This window comes from Mycoplana sp. ABR4_002, from assembly GCF_056159645.1.
The window spans coordinates 4,027,813-4,050,330 of sequence record NZ_JBSWVO010000001.1; the positions used below are offsets into that span (position 1 = coordinate 4,027,813).

Here is a 22,518-nt window from a genome sequence, read left to right on the forward strand (position 1 = left end):
CGCGGCCGACCCGGCGCACCGCACATGGGGCCGGCTAAGCTTAGCCGGCTATCTGTTCGCGTGTCCGGCCGGGCGACTGTGTCACCTTGTCCGGCCGTGCGCAAGATCGCTGAGCACGCCGGCGGCGACCGAGATCTTGGCGAGCGTCGCCTCGCCCGCCTCGGTCAGCGCGCTCAGGCGGCCGGTGACCATGCCGAGCCGTTCGGAGTCGGCCTGCCGCCAGGCGAACACCGGCTGCTTGTCGCCCTTGTGCCTGGCCAGCACCGCCTTGGTCAGTTCGCGCCGCGCGTTGGCGATGTCCGTCAGGTTGCGCGCCAGCGCCAGCGACTCGTAGAGATCGGTTGCCGGAACGCGCCCGGCCGCGGCCAGCAGCCCGCCGATGTTCAGCGTCTCGCTGACGCCGGCAAAGGTCTGCGCGGTGCGCACGAGGTTGTCGCCGGTCTCGATCGCAATCAGCATGATCTCCGGCACGAAGCTCATTGCCAGAAGATCGGTGATCTCGCGCGCCAGGCTCTCGGGGACGCCCTTGTCCTCGAAGTACAGCGACTTGCGGCGCAGCTCCTCGCGGGCCGTTTCCGGCAGCAGGTCGGCGAGATGCGGCCGCAGCTGCTTCAGCGCCTGCTTCAGCTTGTGCACCGCCGCGTCCATCGGCGCATTGATCGCTCCGGTCGCCAGCAACAGCGCCGTGGCGTTGGAGAACACCCGGCCAAGATCCTCGTAGACCTCGTTCTGCGCCGCGCCGCTGACCAGGTTGTCGAGCCCGTCGGCGGCGGCATAGAGCGGGAACAGCTCGTAGCCCTCGAAAGCCAGCATCGCCGCCTTGACCACGTCGGCGCTGGCATAGCCGGTGCCGTCGGTCAGCTGGCTGACGAAGGACGGCCCGCCCCGGTTGATCACGCCGTTGGCCAGGATCGTCGCGATGATCTCGCGGCGCAGCCGGTGCGACCTGATGTCGCCGGCATAGGCGCGCTGCATCTTCGCCGGGAAGTAACCGACCAGGGTCGGCTCGAAATAGGGGTCATCCGGCAGTTCGCTCTGGAGGATCTCGTCGAACAGCACCAGCTTGGCATAGGACAGCAGCACGCCGATCTCGGCCCGCGTCAACGGCTTGCCGGCGCGATAGCGCTCATCCATCACCTGCTCGTTCGGCAGCATCTCGACCTTGCAGTTCAGCTGCCCGCCCGCCTCCAGCCGCGTCATCAGCCGCGACAGTCCGGCGCGATTGGCCTGCCCCTGGCGTTCGCACAGCGAGATAGCCAGCGACTGTAGGTAGTTGTTGCGCAGCACGAGGTGGGCGACCTCGTCGGTCATCGAGGCGAGCAGCTTGTTGCGCTTCTCGCGGGTCAGCCGCTCATCGCGCATGGCCGAGGCCAGCGCGATCTTGATGTTGACCTCGACGTCGGAAGAGTTGACGCCGGCCGAGTTGTCGATCGCATCGGAGTTGCAGCGGCCGCCCTTCAGGCCGAAGGCGATGCGGCCGCGCTGGGTGACGCCGAGGTTGGCGCCCTCGCCGATCACCTTCGCCCGCAGTTCCTCGGCGGTGACGCGGATGGCGTCGTTGGCGCGGTCGCCGACCTCCGCATCCGTCTCGCTCGCGGCGCGGACATAGGTGCCGATGCCGCCGAACCAGAGCAGGTCGACCGGCGCCCTGAGGATCGCCGACATGATCTCGAACGGCGTCGCCTTCGGCTTGTCGATGCCGATCGCCGCCATCGCCTCGCTGGTCAGCGTCACCGATTTCTCGCTGCGCGCGATGATCATCCCGCCCTTGGACAGCGCGGCGCGGTCGTAATCCTGCCAGCTCGAGCGCGCCAGCGCGAACATGCGCTTGCGCTCGGCGAAGGACTGCTCGGTATCCGGGGCCGGATCGATGAAGATATCGCGGTGATCGAAGGCCGCCACCAGCCGGATCTTGCGCGACAGCAGCATGCCGTTGCCGAACACGTCTCCCGACATGTCGCCGACGCCGACGACCGTGAACGGCGTCTTCTGGATGTCCGTGTCCATCTCGCGGAAGTGCCGCCTCACCGTCTCCCAGGCGCCGCGCGCGGTGATTCCCATCTTCTTGTGGTCGTAGCCGGCCGATCCGCCCGAGGCAAACGCGTCGTCGAGCCAGAAGCCGGCTTCCTGCGCCAGCGCGTTGGCGGTGTCGGAGAAGGTTGCCGTGCCCTTGTCGGCGGCAACGACGAAATAGGGGTCGTCGCCATCGAGCCGCACGGTGTCGCGCGGCGGCACGACCTCCTGTCCCTCGATGTTATCGGTCACCGAGAGCAGGGTGCGGATGAAGGTCTTGTAGGCCTCCTTGCCGGCGCTGAAGACGGCATCGCGACTGCCGCCCGTCGGCAACCGCTTCGGATAGAAACCGCCCTTGGCGCCGACCGGCACGATCACCGCGTTCTTCACCTGCTGCGCCTTCACCAGCCCCAGCACCTCGGTGCGATAGTCCTGGGCGCGGTCGGACCAGCGCAGCCCGCCGCGGGCGACCCGGCCGAAGCGCAGGTGCACGCCTTCCACCTCGGCGCCGTAGACGAAGATCTCGCGGAACGGACGCGGCTCCGGCAGGCCTTCCAGCGCCTGCGGGTCGAGCTTGAAGGCGAGCGTGTCGAGCGGCCGGCCGTCGGCGTCGCGCCGGAAGTAGTTGGTGCGCAGCGTCGAGGCGATCGCGTTGACGTAGCGCCGCAGGATCCGGTCCTCGTCGAGGCTCGGCACGCCGGTGAGCGCCTCCTCGATCCTTGCGGCCAGTTCATCGCCGCGCTTGATCCGCTTGCGCTCGCCGAGCGCCGGGTCGAAGCGGGCGGAAAACAGCTGGAACAGGTCGGCGGCAATCGCCGGGTACTTGTTCAGCGTATCGGCGATATAGTCCTGCGAATAGGCGATCCCGGTCTGGCGCAGATAGCGGGCATAGGCGCGCAGCGCCATAGTTTCACGCACGTTGAGGCCGGCGCTCATGATCAACCGGTTGAAGGCGTCGTCGTCGGTGCGGCCGTGCCAGGCCGACAGGAATGCATCCTTCAACACCCCGGCGAGCCCGGCGAGGTCGATGTCGAGCCCATCGTGGTGACGCAGTTCCATGTCGTGCAGCACGACGAGGCGCTCGCCGCCGTCCTCCGCCACCACGGTGATATCGTGGGTCTGCTCGCTTACCACGTTGAAGCCGAGGTTCTCCAGCAGCGGCACGCGGCTGGAGAGCGAGACGGCGTCGCCGGCGTGGAAGATCTTCAGCTCGACCGTCTTCGCGTCGGTGTTGCCCAGCTTGCGATAGAAGGCGATATGGATCGGGTCGCCCGCGGTGGCGGCTTCGAACATGGCGAGGTCGGCATGCGCCTCGGCCGGGGTGAAGGCGTGTTGGTAGCCCTGCGGCGCGATCAGCCTGGTCGCGTCCGGCCCGGCCAGGGCCTCGAAGCGGTCGGTCCAGCGGGTGGCGATGTCGCGGATCGCGCCCTCGAGCTTTTTCTGGGCGATGCGCGGCGTCTTGCCGCCGGAGCGGCCGATGATGAAGTGCACCCGTGCCAGACCGCCTTCCGGGAACGCGGGGTAGTAGGCCGAGACGCGGCCGTCATAGACGCCTTTGAGGTAGCTGCCAATCTTCTCGCGCACCTCGGAGTCGTACTGCTCGCGGGGGACGTAGACGATAACGGAAACGAAACGGTCGAAATGATCGATGCGCGGCAGCACGCGGATACGCGGTCGGTCGGCCAGTTCGTTGATCTGCTCGCAGAAAGAGGCGAGCAGCCCGGTGTCGATCTGGAACAGGTCGTCGCGCGGGTAGGATTCGAGCGTATTGATCAGCATCTTGCCGGAGTGGCTCTGCGGATCGTAGCCGAAATGGTCGACGACCGTCTCGACCTTCGAGCGCAGCAACGGGATCTCGGAAGCGGCATGGGTGTAGGCGGTTGAGGTGAACAGGCCGACGATCCGCAGCTCGCCGGTGACATTGCCCTCGGCATCGAAGCGCTTCACCCCGACATAGTCCATATAGGCGCGGCGATGGACCACGGAGCGCACGTTTGCCTTGGTGACGATCAGGAAGTCCGGGCCCTCGAGGAAGGCCAGGATTTCCGGCGTCGTCGTCACGGCGTCCTTGCCGAGCCGCAATACGCGCACATCCGGGTCGGAGAGAATGCCGAGGCCCTGGCTGGTGCCGCGCTCGACCAGAGCGTTGCCGCCTTTGCCGCTATAGGTGTACTCGCGCATTCCGAGGAAGGTGAAATTGTTGTCGCGCAGCCATTCCAGGAAGGCAATCGCCTCGTCCTTGTCGCCCTGCCGGCGAGACGGGCCGTGCGCCGCCATCTCCGCCACCGCCTGCGACAGCGTGTCCATCATCGGCTTCCAGTCGCCGACCGCAAGGTGCACCTGGACCAGGACCTGGCGGATGCGCTCGATCAGGTTGGCCGCTTCCGAGGGGCCGAGTTCGGCGAGATGGATCTCGATATGGCTGACGCGCTGGGCCGGATCGCTCTCGACGTCGGGGGAGAACAGCTTCGGATCCTTGCCGGCCTCGACCACTAGGATCGGGTGGATCGCGAGCTGGATGTCGCGGTGGGTGCTCGTCACCTCGCCCATGACGGAATCATAGAGGAACGGCTGGTTGCGGTCTGTCACCGACAGGACCGAAACCCGCGTGCCCTGGGGCGCGACGCCCGGCACTTCCGTCACTGTCACCCGCGGCTCGCATCCGTCCCAGGCGAACAGCTCGGCCTGGGCGTGCGCGGCGGTCGCCGCCAGCATCTCGGCGCTGTAGTTGTCGAGATCGTCGCTGCTGGCCCGGCGGAATAGGAGCGCCGGATCGATGAACGCCTCCCCCGCCTTCGTCGCCGCAGCCGTCGCCGCCTCGATCTGCTTGTCGCGCTTTGTGTTGCTGCGTCCTGCCATGAAAAATGCTCCCCCGAACTGGATGTCAGGAACCTACCAGAAGAAATTTTCTTCGCGACGGTTTTGTAAAAGTCCGGCCGATTTCAATCGATTTTGTCCGAATCTCCCCAAAACCGGCGACAAATCACGCTGTCGCGCGCGATTTTGCCGAGCTTTCCGCAAAAAAACCGCGAAAAACGCCAGCGAACTCCGCCGCGGGCATTGCGACGCCGTGCCCGTGATCCACAATGCGGCGAGCCTGTGGCAAATTGCCCCCGCCCGGACGGCGTTGCAACATATACTTGCGGGCATCGGAACGGTGGTTCATGGACAATCGGGGCAACCTGGGAAGGCATCGATGAGTGAAACCGAAAAGGGCGCGGTCCTTGTGATCTCGAGCCACGTGGTCAGGGGCACGGTCGGCAACCGCGCCGTCGTCTTCGCGCTGGAAACGCTCGGCCATCCGGTCTGGGCCGTTCCCACCGTCGTCCTGCCGTGGCATCCGGGGCACGGCCCGGCCACCCGGATAGCCATCGCCATCGCCGACTTCGACGCCCTGATGGACGACCTGTCGCGGGCGCCCTGGCGCGGCGAGATCAGGGCGGTGATCACCGGCTACATCGGCGATGCCGCCCAGGCCGCGTCCATTGCCCGCTTCATCGGCGCGCTTAGGGCGGAAAACCCGGAGCTGGTCTATCTCTGCGACCCGGTGTGCGGCGACGACGGCGGCCTCTACGTGCCGATCTCGACGGCCGAGGCCATTCGCGACCGGCTGCTGCCGCTCGCCTCGATCGCGACGCCGAACCGCTTCGAGCTGGCCTGGCTCGCCGGTGCGCCGCTGGAGACCAACGCTGCGGTAATGGACGCCGCCCTGGCGCTCGGGCCACCGCGGGTGCTGGTCACCTCGGCTGTGCCGATGATGGCCGGGAGCACCGGCAATCTCTACCTTTCCGGCCGCACCGCGCTGCTCGCCGAGCATCGCCAGGTGCCCGATCCACCGAACGGGACGGGCGACCTCGTCGCCGCCGTCTTCCTGTCGCGCCTGCTGGAGGGGCTGACCGAGGAACGGGCGCTTCACCTCGCCACTGCCAGCGTCTTCGAGATCGTGGCCCGCAGCGCCAAGCGCGGGGCGGACGAACTCACCATCGAGCAGGACGCGGCCAGCCTGTCGACACCGATGGCCATGGTGCAGGTGCGCCGTCTCGTCCACCCCGGCGGCGCGAAACGCAACCGGTGACCGTGGCGGCGAGGCCTTTCCCGGGCCGCCGTGGCCACGCACGGCGCCCGGGACCCGGGCTTGCGCTCCCGCCCCGCGCCGGTTACAGCAGTGCCGGCGCTTTCTGCTCGTTCGTCATTGCACGGGGGTCCCGACCACATGCATCGCTTTCCTGATCATCTCCTGGCCGGTTACAAGAACTTCATGGAGGGTCGCTTCAGCGAGCAGCAACAGCGCTACAAGGCGCTTGCCGAAAGCGGCCAGAAGCCGCGAACCATGGTAATTGCCTGCTGCGATTCGCGCGCGGCACCGGAGACGATATTCGACTGCGGCCCCGGCGAGTTGTTCGTCGTGCGCAACGTCGCCAACCTGATGCCGCCCTACGAGCCGGACAGCCACTACCACTCTACCTCCGCCGCCCTCGAATTCGCCGTCCAGTCGCTGCGGGTCAGCGACATCGTCGTGATGGGCCACGGTCGCTGCGGCGGCATCAAGGCGGCGCTGGATCTGGATGCCGAGCCACTGTCGCCGGGCGACTTCATCGGCCGCTGGATGCATCTCCTGAAACCGGCCGCCGAACAGATCCAGAGCAACGCCGTCATGACCGCCGCAGAACGCCAGCGGGCGCTCGAGCGCGTGTCCATCCGCAATTCGATTGCCAATCTCAGGACTTTCCCCTGCGTCGAGGTGCTGGAGCAGCGCGGTAAGCTCAACCTGCACGGCGCCTGGTTCGACATCTCCACCGGCGAGCTGTGGATCATGGACGCCAAGACTGGCGACTTTCTGCGGCCCGGAACGTAGGAACCCGGCGCGTTGCCGCACCGGGTTCCGATCTCCAGCCATGATGGCCTTTGTCAGTCGCCGTCGATCTCGGCGGCGATGATGGCGATCGCCTGCTGGTAGACGCTGGCGGCGTTCCAGCCCTGGATCGCAACGTAGTTGGGCTGACCAGGCTGGTAGCCGGCACCGGGGCGCCAGCCGTGACCGCGCAGGAAGTTCGCGGTCGAGGCCAGCGCGTCCGACTTCGAGCCGACAAGGTCGATGCGGCCGTTGCCGTCGCCGTCCACGCCGTAGCGCAGCACGTTGGCCGGCAGGAACTGCGTCTGGCCGATCTCGCCATGGGCCGCCCCGCGCGCATTGACGCTCAGCGTGCCGTTCTGCACCAGGGTCAACGCCGCATAGAGCTGGTTGGTGAAGTAGTCGGGGCGGCGGCAGTCATAGGCAAGCGTGGCCACGGCCGAGAGCGTGTGCTCCTTGCCGAGGAAGCCGCCGAAGCCGGTCTCCATGCCCCAGATCGCGATCAGCGGCCCTGCCGGGACGCCATAGCGGCTCTCGAGGCTGGCAAACAGCGCCGCGTTCTGGCGCTTCAGGCTCTTGCCGCGATTGATGATCGTCTGGCCGCCGCGCTTGCGCATGAACTGGTCCAGCGACAGCTTGAAGCTCTTCTGGCCGCGGTCGGCGCGAATCGTCGCCCTGCTGTAACCGACATTGGCAAAGGCCCGGTCGAGCGTGCGCGGGCTGATGCCGTTGGCAGCCGCCTCACGCTTGAACTGTTCGGTCCAGGCCGGAAAGCCGGCGGCGGTGTTGCCGCACTGGGCGGCCGTCGCGACCGCGGGAGCACCCGCCAGCACAAGCACGGCCAGCCCCTGGAACATCCGCTTCGTCAAGCTCATGGAAACTACCCCGTTCCTTTCAAAATGCCTTGTTGCGCCAATGCCTGCCTGTTCCCGGCGGCTGACCGGTCCCCGGTCAAGGCAGGTGTCCCACCCCGCCTGTCGGCGGGTGTGGGACGATGATCTTGATGAATTTCGCCAGACCGCTCAGGCGGCCTGCTTCTTTGCCTTGATCAGCCCGCGGTTGACGAGCAGTTCGGCAATCTGGATTGCGTTCAGCGCCGCGCCCTTGCGCAGGTTGTCCGACACCACCCACATGTTGAGGCCGTTTTCGACCGTGGCGTCCTCGCGGATGCGCGAGATATAGGTCGCATCCTCGCCGGCGCTCTCGTAGGGGGTGATGTAGCCGCCGTTCTCGCGCTTGTCGATCACCTGGCAACCGGGGGCCTCGCGCAGGATCTCGCGCGCCTCGTCGGCCGTGATCTCGTTCTCGAACTCGATGTTGACCGACTCCGAGTGGCCGATGAACACCGGGACGCGCACGGCCGTGCAGGTCAGCTTGATCTTCGGGTCGAGCATCTTCTTGGTCTCGGCCAGCACCTTCCACTCTTCCTTGGTGTAGCCGTCCTCCATGAACACGTCGATGTGCGGAATGACGTTGAAGGCGATGCGCTTGGTGAACTTCTTGCTTTCGATCGGATCGGCGACGAACACCGCGCGGGTCTGGTTGAACAGCTCGTCCATGCCGTCCTTGCCGGCGCCCGAGACCGACTGGTAGGTCGAGACGACCACGCGCTTGATCGTGGCGCGGTCGTGCAGCGGCTTCAGCGCGACGACGAGCTGCGCGGTCGAGCAGTTCGGGTTGGCGATGATGTTCTTCTTGGTAAAGCCGGCGATCGCGTCCGGATTCACTTCCGGCACGATCAGCGGCACCTCGGCGTCGTAGCGCCAGGCCGAGGAGTTGTCGATGACGACGCAACCCTGCGCACCGATCTTCGGCGAATACTTCAGCGAGACGGCGCCGCCGGCCGACATCAGGCAGATATCGGTGTCGGAGAAGTCATAGGTTTCGAGATTGTGTACCTTCAGCGTCTTGTCGCCGTAGGACACTTCCGTGCCGACCGAGCGGCTGGAGGCCAGCGCCACAACCTCGTCCGCGGGGAAACCGCGTTCGGAGAGGATGTTGAGCATCTCGCGCCCGACATTGCCGGTTGCGCCGGCGACTGCAATCTTGAAACCCATTTGTCTTGCTCTCTTTCTCTGCCTCTCCACGGTTCCTTGAGGGGAAGCCCGGCGGCCACGGCGCGGGCTTCTGGTCCCCGGCCTTGCCGGGGAGAGAGCGGCGGGCCAGAGACGTCAGACGGTTTTCGTCGTCGTTTTGGCCGTGAACTTGGAGGATGCGGGCATGCGCCAGCCCTGCCCGGCGTTGACCGCTGGCTGACCTTCAGCAATGTGGAAGTCGTGGCAAGGCATGGACGCTGTCCCTTTATCCGGGGCTGCTATTAAGCGATTTTCGACCGGAGTCAAGGACGCCCGGGCAACAACCTTTCCACGGCCGATCACGATTGCGCCACCTCAGCCCGGCGTTGGTCTGCCGAGCAAGGTCTTGGGGCGCGGCCATCCTTCCGGGTCGAGGCGGAACAGGACGTTCCAGCGCGCGAACACGAAGGCGGTCATCATCGCGCACCACAGACCGACCAGCAGCCCGGCGGCGACGTCGCTCGGATAGTGCGCCCCCACGATCACCCGGGACGCCCCGATCAGGAGCGCGCCGGCGAGGAACAGCGGCCGCAACCGCGGCAGAAGCAGGGCAAAGGCCCCGAAGAACGATCCGACCGCGGCCGAATGGCCGGAGGGAAAGCTCTCGAACACGGTGCTCCCTGTCAGTGGCGTCAGGCTGTAGGCGCCGACCTCGGCCAGAAGCTCCGGTCGCGCCCGTCCGATGAGCGTCTTCAGCAGATGCACGAGCGCGCTGGCGCTGGCGATCGTCACCAGGAAATAGCTGGACAGCCGCATCGCCGTGCGGGCGCGCCCGGCGGCACCGCCGCTCTGGCTGACCCTGACGGCGACGTAGGCGATCGCTGCGAACAGGGCGGAGCCGTAGATCATCCAGCCGAACCGGCCGAAGTCGGTGATCCGCCGGTTGAGCTCGACCAACGCCGACGGGAGTCCCTGCGCGCGCGCCGACAGCGACGGGTCGAACGGGATGAGCCCCGCGACGAGAACGGCCGCGGTCGCGAAAATCCAGAGGGAGGAGGTAACCGGACGGTTCATTGAGACCCCGCTTCGACAACCATCACCTTGGGTTGCCGGCGGATACGGTTCAAGATCCCCGCCCGGCGTCCGCCTTCATCCGGCGGAAGGTGAGCGGGAAGGGCTCGGCGCCCCTCCCGGGATGGTTTCAGGCCGAGAGCGCTTTGAACTCGGCTAGGATCGCATCGCCCATTTCGGCGGTGCCAACCTTGGTGCAGCCTTCGGCCATGATGTCGCCGGTGCGAGTGCCGCGGTCGAGCACGTTGGCGATCGCCTTCTCCAGGCTGTCGGCCTCCTGCACCATGTTGAAGGAGTAGCGCAGGCACATGGCGAACGAGGCGATCATGGCGATCGGGTTGGCGATGCCCTTGCCGGCGATATCGGGGGCCGAGCCGTGCACCGGCTCGTAGAGCGCCTTGCGCTTGCCGGATTTCGGATCGGGCGCGCCGAGCGAGGCCGAGGGCAGCATGCCGAGCGAGCCGGTCAGCATCGCGGCGACGTCCGAGAGCATGTCGCCGAACAGGTTGTCGGTAACGATCACGTCGAACTGCTTGGGCGCGCGCACCAGCTGCATGCCGCCGGCATCCGCCAGCATGTGCTCGAGCTCGACGTCGGAATAGCGATCCTTGTGGGTCTGGGTCACGACCTGGTTCCACAGCACGCCGGACTTCATGACGTTGCGCTTTTCCATCGAGCAGACGTGGTTCCTGCGGGTGCGAGCCAGCTCGAAGGCGACGCCGGCGATGCGCTCGATCTCGTAGGTGTCGTAGACCTGCGTGTCGATGCCGCGCTTCTGGCCGTTGCCGAGGTCGATGATCTCTTTCGGCTCGCCGAAGTAGACGCCGCCGGTCAGTTCGCGCACGATCAGGATATCCAGGCCCTCGACCAGCTCCGGCTTGAGCGAGGAGGCATTGGCAAGCGCCGGATAGCAGATCGCCGGGCGCAGGTTGGCAAACAGCTGGAGATCCTTGCGCAGGCGCAAGAGCCCGGCCTCGGGGCGGACCTCGTAGGGAACGGCGTCCCATTTCGGGCCGCCGACGGCACCGAACAGCACCGCGTCGGCGTTGAGCGCCTTCTCCATGTCGCCTTCCGAGATCGCCACGCCATGGGCGTCATAGGCCGAGCCGCCGACCAGGCCCTCGTCGGTGACGAAACCCGCCCCCGCCTCGGCATTCATGTAGGCGATGATCTTGCGGACTTCCGCCATGGCTTCCGGGCCGATGCCGTCGCCGGGCAGGAGGAGGAGGTTGCGCACTGTCATGAAACTGTCCTTGTCAAAGGGTCGGATGCGGGTTTGCGCGGTTCTTAGCGCAACTTCCATTCAAGGAAAATCGCCGCAACGAAAGATTTTTGCGCCGCGGCCCGGAGTTTCCTGTCACCGCAGGAACACGGCCGACCGTTGTCGCGTGCCATCAATGCGGCATGGCACCGCGGTTCCTGCGGCGCCAGCAGATTGGAGGACCACGAATGCGTCACCATATCCACGCCGTCCTTGCCGCGATCCGATCGGCGATCGATACGCTTTTCTTCCGGCGCCCTCCGCCGCCGAGCTGGGGTTGACATCCCCTCTTCCCCTGCCCTTCGCCGGACCCGGATGCCGCCGCATCCGGGTCCTTTTTTCGAGGGGCGCAAAGCTTCCCGCCCCGCGTTTTCCGGTGCAGGATGGACCCGCCGTTTCCGGAAAGCGAAGGACAGCCGCCATGATGATTGAACCCTGCAGCAGCCGCCCCTCCGTCACCCCCTCGCCGGACTACTTCACCGGCCGCGTCCGGCAGGACCCGATCATCGAGGCGCCGGCGCCGGCGCGGCTGCGGGCTGTCAGCGTCACCTTCGAGCCGGGCGCCCGCACCGCCTGGCACACCCATCCGCTCGGTCAGACCCTGATCGTCACTGCCGGACGCGGGCTGGCGCAGAGCTGGGGGTATCCGCTGCGGGTGATCCGCGCCGGCGACGTGGTCTGGTTCGAGCCCGGCGAGAAGCACTGGCACGGCGCCGCCCCCGAGGCGGGCATGACCCATATCGCTTTGCAGGAAGCGCTGGACGGCAAGGCGGTCGATTGGCTCGAGCACGTCTCCGACGGGCAGTATGCCGGCCAGAACTGACCGCGGCCGCAGTCGGCCTCTCAGCCTGATTTTGGCCGCAGCGGCGCGTAGGCGGCGGCGTCGATTTCCGCCGGCCGGCCGGCGAGCATCAGCGCGCTGACGCGCGGTTCCGAGCGGGCGACGACCCTGCCGCGTCGCATGACGAGGAGCCGGTTCGCCTTCAGCCGCAGCGCTTCGAGCGGGTCGCGCGCCTGCAGGATGACGAGGTCGGCATGACAGCCCTTCGCAATGCCGTAGCCCTGCAGCCCCATCGTCCTCGCAGAATTGACGGTAAGTGCGTCGAACACCCTTTTCCTGTCCGCGATGCCCGCCATCTGCGCCACATGGATCGCCATGTGGCCGACCTCGAGCATGTCGCCGGAGCCCAGCGAGTACCAGGGATCCATCACGCAGTCGTGGCCGAAGGAAACGTTGAGGCCGGCATCCATCAGTTCGCGCACCCGCGTCATGCCGCGGCGGCGCGGATAGCCGTCGTGCCGGCCCTGCAGCATGATGTTGATCAGCGGGTTGGCAATGACGTTGATCTCGGCCTCCGCCATCAGCGGGATCAGCTTCGAGACGTAGTAGTCGTCCATCGAGTGCATCGAGGTCAGGTGCGAGCCGGTGGCGCGTCCCTGCAGCCCGAAGCGCACCGCCTCGGCGGCCAGCGTCTCGACGTGGCGCGACAGCGGATCGTCGGTCTCGTCGCAGTGCATGTCGACCGGCAGGCCGCGCTCCGCCGCGATCCGGCACAGCGCCGCCACCGAGGCGGCGCCGTCGGCCATGGTGCGCTCGAAATGCGGGATGCCGCCGACAACGTCGAGGCCCATGTCGAGCGCCCGCTCGAGCGCTTCGACGCCGCCCCTGGCGCGATAGTAGCCGTCCTGCGGAAAGGCGACGAGCTGCAGGTCGAGATAGGGCGCCACACGCTCGCGCACCTCGATCAGCGCCTCGGCCGTGACCAGCGCCGGGTCGCTGGTGTCGACGTGGCTGCGGATGGCGAGCAGGCCCTGGCTGACGGCGAGATCGCAATAGCGCAGCGCCCGCTCGACCAGGGCCTCGCGCGTCAGCGTCGGGCGCAGTTCGCCCCAGAGCGCGATCCCTTCCAGCAGCGTGCCGGAGACGTTCATCCGTGGCAGGCCGAGCGAGAGCGTGGCATCGAGGTGAAAGTGCGGATCGACGAAGGGCGGCGTCACCAGCCGCCCGGTCGCGTCGATCACCTCGCCCGCCTGTGCGGCGACATGCGGCGCGACTTCGACGATGTGCGCGCCCTTGATGCCGATATCGACGCCCTCGCGGCCGTCAGGGAGATTGGCGTTCCTGATCAGCACATCGAACATGGCATCCCTCCTCCCCGCCGGCGGCACCGCGGCCGCGCCCGTCACTGTTCGGACAGTTTCGTTTCCGGGTGATAGTCCTTGCCCTCGACCTCCTTCACCACCGCCTGACCGCACTGCATCTGCGCGGTTTCGGGGTTGTAGGCATAGGTCGGTGAGCCGTGCAGCGACCAGCCCTTGTTCAGGGCCTGCGTCACCTTGTGGCAGAAGGCGGCATCGTCGGAGCCGGTAAGGAAGCGGTAGACCTTCATGCGGAATTCTCTCTGCTGGCGATGAGTTCGGCCCTGGCGAGCAGCCGCCGCGCCTGGTCGAGATGCAGTCGCTCGACCATGCGTCCGCCGAGATTGATCGCGCCCTTGCCCGCGCTTTCCGGCAGGGCGAAGGCGTCAACGATGGCGCGGGCGTCTGCCACGTCCGCCGCAGCGACGCCGAAGGCCGCATTCGCCGGGGCGATCTGGGCGGGGTGGATCAGCATCTTGCCGTCGAAGCCCATCTGCCGACCCTGCGCGCATTCGGCGGCGAAGGCGTCGAGCTCGGTGAAGCCGTTGTGGACGCTGTCGATCACGTCGAGGCCGCCGGCGCGCGCGGCGACGACTGCCTGCGTCAGCAGCGGCACGAGGTACGGCCGGCCGGCAAGGTCGGCGATGCCGGTCGCAAGGCGCAGGTCGTTGAGCCCGAGCACCAGGCAGTCGAGCCTGCCGCCACGGGTGCGGCCGACCTCGGCGATCGCGGCGAGGTTGAGGATCGCCGCCGGGGTCTCGACCATCGCCCACAGCCGCGGGCCGTCGTCGGCTCCCTGATCGGCGAGCCAGTCGGCGACGGCGCGGACGTCGTCCGGCTCCGATACCTTCGGCAGCAGAACCGCGTCCGGCGTGCACGCCAGCGCCGCCTCCAGGTCGGCCGCGCCCTCGCCATCCGAGACCGCGTTGATGCGGATGATGCGCTCCTGCGGGCGCGTCCTGTCGAGCGCGGCGAAATGGCGCACCAGCGCCTCCCGCGCCTCCGCCTTCTTGTCCGGCGCAACCGAGTCTTCAAGGTCGAAGATCACCCCGTCGCAGGCGAGCGCTGCGGACTTTTCGAGCGCGCGGGCATTGGAGGCCGGCACGCTGAGCAGCGAGCGGCGCAGGCGGAGCGGGTGGTGGTCGCACGGCGCGGTCATGGTCCCTTTCTGCCTCGCTTCGCGAAATTGGGCAAGCGCGGTCCGCCGACGCGCGGATGCGACCGGCGGCCTTGCGAGCCTTGCAATGACCACATTCGCTGCCCACATTTCCCGCAAGGAAAGGGCTTAACATGCAAAGCATTCGCTCCATCTTGGTCGCCACCGCTGCCGTCGTCGTCGCCGGTGCCGTGTTTGTGTTCGCCGCGTCCATCGGACTGGCGCTGGCTGGCATCGCTTCGGTCGTCATGCTCGGCAGCTGGATTTCCACGAAGCTGCAGCCGACGCCGCTGCGCGCCAAGGTCCATGCCGGCACCGGCAGGCCGGGTCAGCGCGAGCCGCGCGTCTGGAACGACGGCCGCGGAACGATCATCGACCTGTGAGCGACTTTGCCCGGCCGCCGGCCATGGCGACTGGCCGCCTCTGGCGTCTTCGGCGGACGGGCAAGATTCTCCTTCAATTCCCGGCGAAACTGATCTAAACGCAGACCCGGAACGATAAGCATCGCAATCGAGGTTTCCGTCATGGACAAGTTCGTCAAGCTGACCGGCGTCGCCGCGCCCCTGCCCGTCGTCAACATCGACACGGACATGATCATCCCGAAGGACTACCTGAAGACCATCAAGCGCACCGGTCTCGGCAAGGGTCTGTTCGCGGAAGCTCGCTATCTCGAGGACGGCACGCCGAACCCCGATTTCGTGCTCAACAAGGCGGCCTACCAGGGCGCGTCCATCCTCGTTGCCGGCGACAACTTCGGCTGCGGCTCCTCGCGCGAGCACGCGCCATGGGCGCTGCTCGATTTCGGCATCCGTTGCGTCATCTCGACCTCATTCGCCGACATCTTCTACAACAACTGTTTCAAGAACGGCATCCTGCCGATCGTCGTCAGCCCCGAGGACCTCGAGAAGCTGATGGACGACGCCAGCCGCGGCGCCAACGCTGTGCTGACCGTCGACCTCGAGGCGCAGGAGATCAGCGGTCCCGACGGCGGTCGCATCGGCTTCGAGGTCGACGCCTTCCGCCGCCACTGCCTGCTGAATGGCCTCGACGACATCGGCTTGACGCTGGAGAAGTCGACCTCGATCGACAGCTACGAGCAGGCCAAGGCCACCACCCGTCCCTGGGCCTGATCAAGGGCCGCATCTGGAGCGCCGGGACATGCGCCAGCTGATCTCCTCCGGCTCGCCCTTCGAGCGCACCGCCGGCTATTCGCGGGCGGTGGTGCAGGGCGACTGGTGTTTCGTCGCGGGCACGACCGGCTACGACTACGCCACGATGACGATGCCCGAGGGCGTCGAAGCGCAGACGCGCAACTGCCTTGCGACAATCCGCGCCGCGCTGACGGAGGCCGGCTTCTCGCTCGCCGACGTCGTGCGCTGCCACTACTACATCACTGACGCCTCCTTTGCCGACCGCGTGTTTCCGATCCTCGGCGGGGTCTTCGGCGAGATCCGGCCGGCCGCCACCATGGTCGTCTGCGGCCTGATCAGGCCCGAAATGCTGATAGAGGTCGAGGTCACGGCGCTGCGCCAACGCTGAGCGGCCCCTCCTGCACCGTCCCGCCCACGCGCGGCAAGCCCAGGTCGAGATTGCGCGTTTCGGAAATGCGGCCCAATCGAAGACATGTACCGGCACCTTGCCGTCGCCAAGGCAAGAGTTGCGTCGACGGCCGGAACCATCGCCAAAATCAATGCGTTACCGGCCACAGCAAGGGGCTGCGGGCAATTGGCCGGTGTGGGCGCCACGACGGACCCTTGCCGCTGGCGTCTCCCCCACCCTGCCGTCTGGGGCCGCAATCCGGATCTGACGAATTCGTCACTCGAAAAGCCGGTGCGAAGTGCTATATGACAGACATAAGGAGCGCAAATGGCCCGTATCGACCAGACAGAAGATTGGCGCAACCGCCACGCCCCGACGATCAGCACGTTCGAGTCGCTCGCGTTGGAAGCCTATGGCCACCTGCCGGAGGAATTCCGTGCGCTCACCGGCAACCTGATCATCGAGATCGCCGACTTCCCCAGCGACGACGTGTTCGAGGACATGGCGCTCGAGACGCCGTTCGACCTGCTCGGGCTGTTCGAGGGACGCGGAATTTCCGAGCGCTTCACGATGGAGACCGGGGAGATGCCGAACCGCATCACCCTCTACCGCCGGCCGATTCTCGACTACTGGGCCGAGAACGAGGAGACGCTAGGCGACATCGTCACCCACGTGCTGATCCACGAGATCGGCCACCACTTCGGCCTGTCCGACGACGACATGGAGCGGATCGAGGCCAGCGCCGAGGCGACGGCGGGCTAGGTCGCGCCGCCCACCGCGTCCCAGTCTCCGGCAGACTTGGGAGTGAATGCCGGCTCTTGGCCTGGGTGGTCAAAATGGACGGCGCGAGAGACGCCTCGCCTTCCTTCCACCATTTCCCGACGACAAGGAAGGACCGCAGCGGCCACGCCGTCGGGAAGACGCCGTCGCCGCCGCGAAACAGGATGGCGCGGAGGCCGGACGAAGCCGGCCGCCCGGTCCCGTGTGGCCTCAGCCGATCGCCATCAGGCTGGCATTGCCGCCGGCGGCGGTGGTGTTGATCGAGGTCGAGACCTCTTCCAGCAGCCAGTTGAGGCAGTAGGCGTCGGCAAAGCCGGCCGCGATCGTCTCCAGCGAGGCGGCCTGGACCAGCACCAGCGGCCCGGGCAGGGCGGCGATCCTGGCGTTGACGGCGCGGATCCGCTCGCCGTCGCCTTCCACCAGCGCGCCGGCATAAGGGCCGCTGGCCTCCCAGTCATTGGTCCAGGCGATCCGCGCGGCGACGCTCGGCGGCAGATCCTTCATCGCCGCCTGCAGCCCGGCGCCGGCGTCGATCACGGCGCGGTTGCCGGTGGCGATGGCGGCGACGAGCTGGGCGTAGAGTCCGGTCTCGGTCTGCGGGACGAGCAGGATCTGGCCGCGCGGATGCAGCGCGTAAAGATTCCGCTCGCCGACCGGGCCCGGCAGCTCGATGTCGAGGCCGAGCGCCGCGTTGCTGCCGGTCTCGCGCGCCGCCTGGGCCTGCGCGTTCATGCCGCGCAGGCCCAGCCACCTGGCAAGGTCGGTCAGCGCCGGGTCGGAGTGAACCGAGCTGTGCTGCGGCGGGATCGGCGCGGTCCTGACCAGGCGGCCGAGATACAGCGGGCCGCCGGCCTTCGGCCCGGTGCCGGACAGGCCGCGGCCGCCGAAGGGCTGCACGCCGACGACGGCGCCGATGATGTTGCGGTTGATGTAGAGGTTGCCGGCCTTCACCCGGCTGGTCACGTGCGCGATCGTCTCGTCGAGGCGGGTGTGCAGGCCGAAGGTCAGCCCGTAGCCGGTGGCGTTGATGTCGTCGATCAGCCGGTCGAGCTCGTCGCGGCGGAAGCGGATGACGTGCAGCACCGGACCGAACACCTCGCGCGTCAGATCCGACAGGCTGGCGAGCTCGACGATCGTCGGCGCGACGAAGGTACCCTGCGCCGTCCCGCCGTCCAGCTCCAGTTGCTCGACCTTGCGGCCCCTGGCGCGCATGGCATCGATATGGCCATCGATAATGCCCTTGGCCTCGGCGGTGATGACCGGGCCGATGTCGACCGCAAGCTTGTCGGTGCGGCCGATCTTCAGCTCGTGCAGCGCCCCCTTGAGCATGGCGAGCGTCCTTTCGGCGACGTCCTCCTGTAGGCAGAGCACGCGCAGTGCCGAGCAGCGCTGGCCGGCGCTGTCGAAGGCCGAGGCGATCACGTCGAACACGACCTGCTCGGCCAGCGCCGAGGAATCGACGATCATCGCATTCTGGCCGCCGGTCTCGGCGATCAGCGGGATCGGCCGGCCGTCGGCGGAAAGCCGCTGCGCCAGTTGCGCCTGGATCAGCCGCGCGACCTCGGTCGAGCCGGTGAACATGACGCCCTCTGTCTCGCGCGCGGCGACCAGCGCGGCACCGACGCGGCCGTCGCCCGGCAGCAATTGCAGCACCTCGGCCGGGACGCCGGCCTCATGCAGCAGCCGCACGCCTTCGGCGGCGATCAGCGGCGTTTCCTCGGCGGGCTTGGCCAGCACCGGATTGCCGGTGACCAGCGCCGCAGCGATCTGGCCGGTGAAGATCGCCAGCGGGAAGTTCCACGGGCTGATGCAGACCACCGGGCCGAGCGGCGCATGGCCGGGGCCGAGGGTGCGGCACGCCTGGTCGGCATAGTAGCGCAGGAAGTCGATCGCCTCGCGTACCTCGGCGATGGCATTGGGCAGCGACTTGCCGGCCTCGCGCATGATCAAGCCGAGCAGGGTCGGCATGCGCGCCTGCATGGCGTCGGCGGCGCGCACGAGGCAGGCGGCGCGCTCGGCCGGGGCGACCGAGGCCCAGCGCGGGGCGGCATCGGCCGCCAGCGCGGCAGCCTGGCGCGCGGTGTCGCCGGAGGCCTCGGTCACCTGGCCGACGACGTCGCGATGGTCGCCGGGGTTGAGCACGGGGCGGCTGACGCCGTCGCCGACGCCGGTGGCGAGCCGCGGCTCGGCCGTCCAGGCGATGGCGGCGCTGTCCGCAAGCGCGGTGGCGACCGCGGCCAACGTGGTTTCGTTGGAAAGATCGAGACCGGTCGAGTTCGGCCGCGCGCCGTAGAGGTTGGCCGGCAGGGCGATCTGGTCGTGGCGGGCGCCGACGACGGACATCGCGCGGACCACCTCGGCCGGGTCGGCGACCAGCGCGTCGATCGACACCGCAGGATCGGCGATGCGGTTGACGAAGGAGGAGTTGGCGCCGTTTTCGAGCAAGCGACGGACGAGATAGGCCAGGAGCGTCTCGTGCGTGCCGACCGGGGCGTAGATGCGGCACGGCCGGTCGAGCTTGCCGCGTCCGACGACCTCGTCATAGAGCGGTTCGCCCATGCCGTGCAGGCACTGGAACTCGTACTTGCCGACGGCGAAGTCGGGGCCGGCGAGTTGGTAGATCGCCGCCAGCGTCTGGGCATTGTGGGTGGCAAACTGCGGGAACACCGCGTCGGTCGCCTCCAGCAGCCTGCGCGCGCAGGCGATGTACGAGACATCGGTGTGGATCTTGCGGGTGTAGACCGGGAAGTCCTCGAGCCCATCGACCTGGGCCCGCTTGATCTCGGCGTCCCAATAGGCACCCTTGACGAGCCGCACCATGATGCGCCGGCCGGAGCGGCGGGCGAGGTCGATGATGTAGTCGAGCACGAACGGGCACCGCTTGCCGTAGGCCTGCACCACGAAGCCCATGCCGTTCCAGCCGGCCAGGTCGGGATCGGTGCACAGGCTTTCGAGCAGGTCGAGCGACAGCTCCAGCCGGTCCGCCTCCTCGGCGTCGATGTTGAGGCCGATGTCGTACCGCTTGGCCAGCAGTGCCAGCGCGGCCACCTTCGGCAGCAGTTCCGTCATGACGCGCCCGGCCTGGGCGCGGACATAGCGCGGGTGCAGCGCCGACAGCTTGATCGAGATGCCCGGACCCTCGTAGATGCCGCGGCCGGCGGCGGCCTTGCCGATGGCGTGGATGGCGTTCTCGTAGTCGCGGTAGTAGCGCTCGGCGTCGGCGGCTGTGGTGGCCGCCTCGCCCAGCATGTCGTAGGAATAGCGGAAGCCCTTCTGTTCCAGCGCGCGCGAGCGGGTAAGCGCCTCGTCGATCGTCTCCCCGGTGACGAACTGCTCGCCCATCATCCGCATCGCCATGTCGACGCCGCGGCGGATGACCGGCTCGCCGCAGCGGGCAATGAGCCGGGTAAGGGCGGCCGAGAGGCTGCGGTCGTTGACGGTTCCGGTCAGCCGCCCGGTGACGACCAGGCCCCAGGTCGCAGCATTGACGAACAGCGATCGGCCGCCGCCGATATGCGACTTCCAGTCGCCGGCGGCGATCTTGTCGCGGATCAGCGCGTCGCGCGTGGCGGTGTCGGGGATGCGCAGCAGCGCCTCCGCCAGGCACATCAGCGCCACGCCCTCCTGGCTCGACAGCGAGTACTCATGCACCAGTCCCTCGACGCCGGTGCCCTTGTGCTTGGCCCGCAGCGCCGTGATCAGTTTGCGCGCGGTGGCGGCGATCGCCTGGCGCTGCTCGGGCGAGACCGTCGCCGCCGCCAGCAGCGGCGCCAGCGCCTCGGCCTCGGGCAATCGATAGGCCGCGGTGATTGCCTGGCGCAGCGGCCCCTGCGGCCGGACCGGCGGGGCGAAATCGGCGAAGGGGCGAGGATCGCCGGCGGCGCCGGCATTCGGCAGGGGGGAAGCGGTCGGTGTCATGATGGGCGCTCGCAAAATGAAAGGGCGTTTCCAGCCGTCCTACGGCCTGGCTGCGGTCCGGCGCCTGCACCGGCTCCGGCAGCGGCTCGAATCCTACCATTCACCCGAAAATCATGTTGACTTGATTCTTGCGATGCTCAGGCGGAATGATCTATTTTTGATCCAATCGAAAGGCAAAGCGAATGGCAAAGACGCAAAACACCGAAGAATTGGATCAGTTCGACATTCGCATCCTCGACGTGCTTAGCCAGGATGGCCGGATCTCCGTCACAGAGTTGTCCAAGCGCGTGGGATTGTCAAAGACTCCCTGCCAGGCGCGGCTGAAGCGGTTGCTGGAAGAGGAGTACATCCTCGGCTTCCACGCCGAGATCAACCTGCACAAGCTCGGCCTTGACCATATCGCCTTTGCCGAGGTGAAGCTGTCGGATACCCGTGAGCGGGCGCTGCAGGCGTTCAACAACGCCGTACGCCGGATCCCCGAGGTCGAGGAATGCCACATGATCGCCGGCTCCTTCGACTACCTCCTCAAGGTGCGGACCTCCGACATCCACAAGTACCGCGAGGTGCTGGGTGAAAAAATTTCCAGCCTGCCGAACGTTGCCAACACTTCGACCTTCGTGGTGATGCAGGCGGTCAAGGACACCAGCGCCAGCGGCATCACTGCCGCCTTCCTCTAGCGCCCACGTGGTGGTCCGGCGCGGGACGGCGCTGCCCGTCCGGAAACCTCGCGTTAACCATGCGCCCCGTATGCAGGGCCGAAGCATACGAGGGGGCAGCGTTCATGGGTACGGCAACGGCAGGCAACGGTCAGGCAACGAACGGGGCGGCAATTCCGTTCCCGATGGCCAGGCGCCGGGGAATCGTGCGGCGATGCGCCGCCGAACTGGAGGCGCTGCACGGCGAGCCGGCGCTGCGCTACTGGCGCGCCGAATGCCGCAAGCTCGCCGCGGAACTGCTGGCGCTCGGCTGTGACGAGGCGGAAATGCGCCTGCAGGTGCTGGACTTCCAGGACGAGGTTCAGGCCGAACTACGCCGCCGCCACCTGGCCGAACCGGCCAGCGGCGGGGCCGGGCGGAGCTGAGCCGCCCCGATTCGGTTCCAGCGGCGATGATTGCACCGCGTCGCGTTCACGAAAAATAGACATTTTTTATGTGTTTTTAGCACTCCGCGCCCAAAATGCGTCGGAATCATCCGTATGGCTAGCCGGCATTCGAGCAGACGGGTAATAGTCGTGAGACGGGCGCGCCGCGGGTGTTCCCGACCGGTGCCGACATGGTGGAAGGCAGATGCTGACGAAGAAGGGCAAATACGGGCTGAAGGCGCTGCTCGACCTGGCGCGGCTCGCCCCCGGCGAGACCGCCTTCGTCAGCGAGATCGCGCTGCGCAACAACATCCCGAAAAAGTTCCTCGACACCATCCTGCTGGAGCTGCGCAACGCCGGCATCCTGCGCTCGAAGAAGGGGCCGGGCGGCGGCTACGCGCTGTCGCAGCCCGCGGCGGCCATCCGGATCGGCCACGCCATCCGCGTGCTCGACGGGCCGCTGGCGCCGATCCGCTGCGCCAGCCGCACCGCCTACGAGGCCTGCGAGGACTGCACCGACCCCGAGAACTGTCAGGTTCGCCGCGCGATGACCGAGGTGCGCGACGCCATCGCCGCCATCCTCGACACCATGACCCTCGAGCAGTTCGTCGCCGCCCCCGGCGCCACGGGCCTGCTCGAGGAGGACACGCCGCAGGAGCGGAAGGCCGTCGGCCGGTCCTGACGGCGCCACCG

Annotated in this window: 19 protein-coding genes; 10 read left to right on the forward strand and 9 right to left on the reverse strand. The window is 67.5% G+C overall.

Annotated elements, in window-relative coordinates; genetic code table 11:
- Positions 1-81: 81 nt before the first annotated feature.
- Positions 82-4,872, reverse strand: coding sequence for an NAD-glutamate dehydrogenase (locus ACXAGF_RS19180; RefSeq protein WP_475018965.1), 4,791 nt, complete (start codon positions 4,870-4,872; stop codon positions 82-84).
- 337 nt (positions 4,873-5,209) lie between these two features.
- On the opposite strand from ACXAGF_RS19180, the gene pdxY reads away from it, so the two are divergent.
- Both pdxY and ACXAGF_RS19190 read left to right on the forward strand, forming a co-directional pair.
- Positions 5,210-6,088: a pyridoxal kinase PdxY gene (gene pdxY, locus ACXAGF_RS19185; RefSeq protein ID WP_475018966.1), complete on the forward strand. Its 879-nt coding sequence runs from the start codon at positions 5,210-5,212 to the stop codon at positions 6,086-6,088.
- Between the two features lie 138 nt (positions 6,089-6,226).
- Positions 6,227-6,868, forward strand: a complete 642-nt coding sequence (locus ACXAGF_RS19190) for a carbonic anhydrase (protein ID WP_475018967.1) — start codon at positions 6,227-6,229, stop codon at positions 6,866-6,868.
- A gap of 53 nt (positions 6,869-6,921) precedes the next feature.
- On the opposite strand, the gene ACXAGF_RS19195 is transcribed toward ACXAGF_RS19190, so the two are convergent.
- The 4 genes from ACXAGF_RS19195 to leuB all read right to left on the reverse strand — a co-directional run bounded on the left by ACXAGF_RS19195 (position 6,922) and on the right by leuB (position 11,194).
- Positions 6,922-7,740, reverse strand: a complete 819-nt coding sequence (locus ACXAGF_RS19195; RefSeq protein WP_475018968.1) for a lytic murein transglycosylase — start codon at positions 7,738-7,740, stop codon at positions 6,922-6,924.
- A 147-nt stretch (positions 7,741-7,887) separates the two neighbouring features.
- Positions 7,888-8,922, reverse strand: a complete 1,035-nt coding sequence (locus ACXAGF_RS19200) for an aspartate-semialdehyde dehydrogenase (protein WP_475018969.1) — start codon at positions 8,920-8,922, stop codon at positions 7,888-7,890.
- 333 nt (positions 8,923-9,255) lie between these two features.
- Positions 9,256-9,954: a phosphatase PAP2 family protein gene (locus ACXAGF_RS19205; protein ID WP_475018970.1), complete on the reverse strand. Its 699-nt coding sequence runs from the start codon at positions 9,952-9,954 to the stop codon at positions 9,256-9,258.
- Between the two features lie 127 nt (positions 9,955-10,081).
- On the reverse strand, positions 10,082-11,194 hold the full coding sequence (leuB, locus tag ACXAGF_RS19210) for a 3-isopropylmalate dehydrogenase (protein WP_475018971.1): 1,113 nt from the start codon (positions 11,192-11,194) through the stop codon (positions 10,082-10,084).
- A 439-nt stretch (positions 11,195-11,633) separates the two neighbouring features.
- Here leuB and ACXAGF_RS19215 point away from each other — a divergent pair, with 439 nt between their 5' ends.
- A complete protein-coding gene (locus ACXAGF_RS19215) occupies positions 11,634-12,035 on the forward strand; it encodes a (R)-mandelonitrile lyase (RefSeq protein WP_475018972.1) in 402 nt (133 codons plus the stop codon).
- 20 nt (positions 12,036-12,055) lie between these two features.
- On the opposite strand, the gene ACXAGF_RS19220 is transcribed toward ACXAGF_RS19215, so the two are convergent.
- Genes ACXAGF_RS19220 through ACXAGF_RS19230 form a run of 3 tightly spaced genes read right to left on the reverse strand, consistent with a single transcriptional unit; the run spans position 12,056 to position 14,510 of the window.
- Positions 12,056-13,354, reverse strand: a complete 1,299-nt coding sequence (locus ACXAGF_RS19220; RefSeq protein WP_475018973.1) for an amidohydrolase family protein — start codon at positions 13,352-13,354, stop codon at positions 12,056-12,058.
- 41 nt (positions 13,355-13,395) lie between these two features.
- The gene (locus tag ACXAGF_RS19225; protein WP_475018974.1) at positions 13,396-13,602 is read right to left on the reverse strand and encodes a DUF1737 domain-containing protein; all 207 of its coding nucleotides are present in this window, start codon (positions 13,600-13,602) and stop codon (positions 13,396-13,398) included.
- Complete coding sequence (locus ACXAGF_RS19230) at positions 13,599-14,510, reverse strand: HpcH/HpaI aldolase/citrate lyase family protein (protein WP_475018975.1); 912 nt, start codon at positions 14,508-14,510, stop codon at positions 13,599-13,601. Before ACXAGF_RS19230 ends, ACXAGF_RS19225 begins: the two co-directional genes overlap by 4 nt.
- 131 nt (positions 14,511-14,641) lie before the next feature.
- Here ACXAGF_RS19230 and ACXAGF_RS19235 point away from each other — a divergent pair, with 131 nt between their 5' ends.
- The 4 genes from ACXAGF_RS19235 to ACXAGF_RS19250 all read left to right on the forward strand — a co-directional run bounded on the left by ACXAGF_RS19235 (position 14,642) and on the right by ACXAGF_RS19250 (position 16,808).
- Complete coding sequence (locus ACXAGF_RS19235; RefSeq protein WP_475018976.1) at positions 14,642-14,890, forward strand: hypothetical protein; 249 nt, start codon at positions 14,642-14,644, stop codon at positions 14,888-14,890.
- Between the two features lie 141 nt (positions 14,891-15,031).
- Positions 15,032-15,637: a 3-isopropylmalate dehydratase small subunit gene (gene leuD / locus ACXAGF_RS19240; protein WP_475018977.1), complete on the forward strand. Its 606-nt coding sequence runs from the start codon at positions 15,032-15,034 to the stop codon at positions 15,635-15,637.
- Positions 15,638-15,665: 28 nt separating this feature from the next.
- On the forward strand, positions 15,666-16,046 hold the full coding sequence (locus ACXAGF_RS19245; protein ID WP_475018978.1) for a RidA family protein: 381 nt from the start codon (positions 15,666-15,668) through the stop codon (positions 16,044-16,046).
- 327 nt (positions 16,047-16,373) lie between these two features.
- Positions 16,374-16,808, forward strand: coding sequence for a metallopeptidase family protein (locus ACXAGF_RS19250; RefSeq protein ID WP_475018979.1), 435 nt, complete (start codon positions 16,374-16,376; stop codon positions 16,806-16,808).
- Positions 16,809-17,036: 228 nt separating this feature from the next.
- Here ACXAGF_RS19250 and putA read toward each other — a convergent pair whose 3' ends face one another.
- Positions 17,037-20,744, reverse strand: a complete 3,708-nt coding sequence (gene putA, locus ACXAGF_RS19255; RefSeq protein WP_475018980.1) for a trifunctional transcriptional regulator/proline dehydrogenase/L-glutamate gamma-semialdehyde dehydrogenase — start codon at positions 20,742-20,744, stop codon at positions 17,037-17,039.
- 182 nt (positions 20,745-20,926) lie between these two features.
- Here putA and ACXAGF_RS19260 point away from each other — a divergent pair, with 182 nt between their 5' ends.
- The 3 genes from ACXAGF_RS19260 to ACXAGF_RS19270 all read left to right on the forward strand — a co-directional run bounded on the left by ACXAGF_RS19260 (position 20,927) and on the right by ACXAGF_RS19270 (position 22,507).
- Positions 20,927-21,421, forward strand: coding sequence for an Lrp/AsnC family transcriptional regulator (locus ACXAGF_RS19260; RefSeq protein ID WP_475018981.1), 495 nt, complete (start codon positions 20,927-20,929; stop codon positions 21,419-21,421).
- A 104-nt stretch (positions 21,422-21,525) separates the two neighbouring features.
- Positions 21,526-21,825: a DUF6074 family protein gene (locus tag ACXAGF_RS19265; protein WP_475018982.1), complete on the forward strand. Its 300-nt coding sequence runs from the start codon at positions 21,526-21,528 to the stop codon at positions 21,823-21,825.
- A gap of 205 nt (positions 21,826-22,030) precedes the next feature.
- Positions 22,031-22,507, forward strand: a complete 477-nt coding sequence (locus tag ACXAGF_RS19270) for an RrF2 family transcriptional regulator (RefSeq protein ID WP_475018983.1) — start codon at positions 22,031-22,033, stop codon at positions 22,505-22,507.
- Positions 22,508-22,518 lie beyond the last annotated feature (11 nt).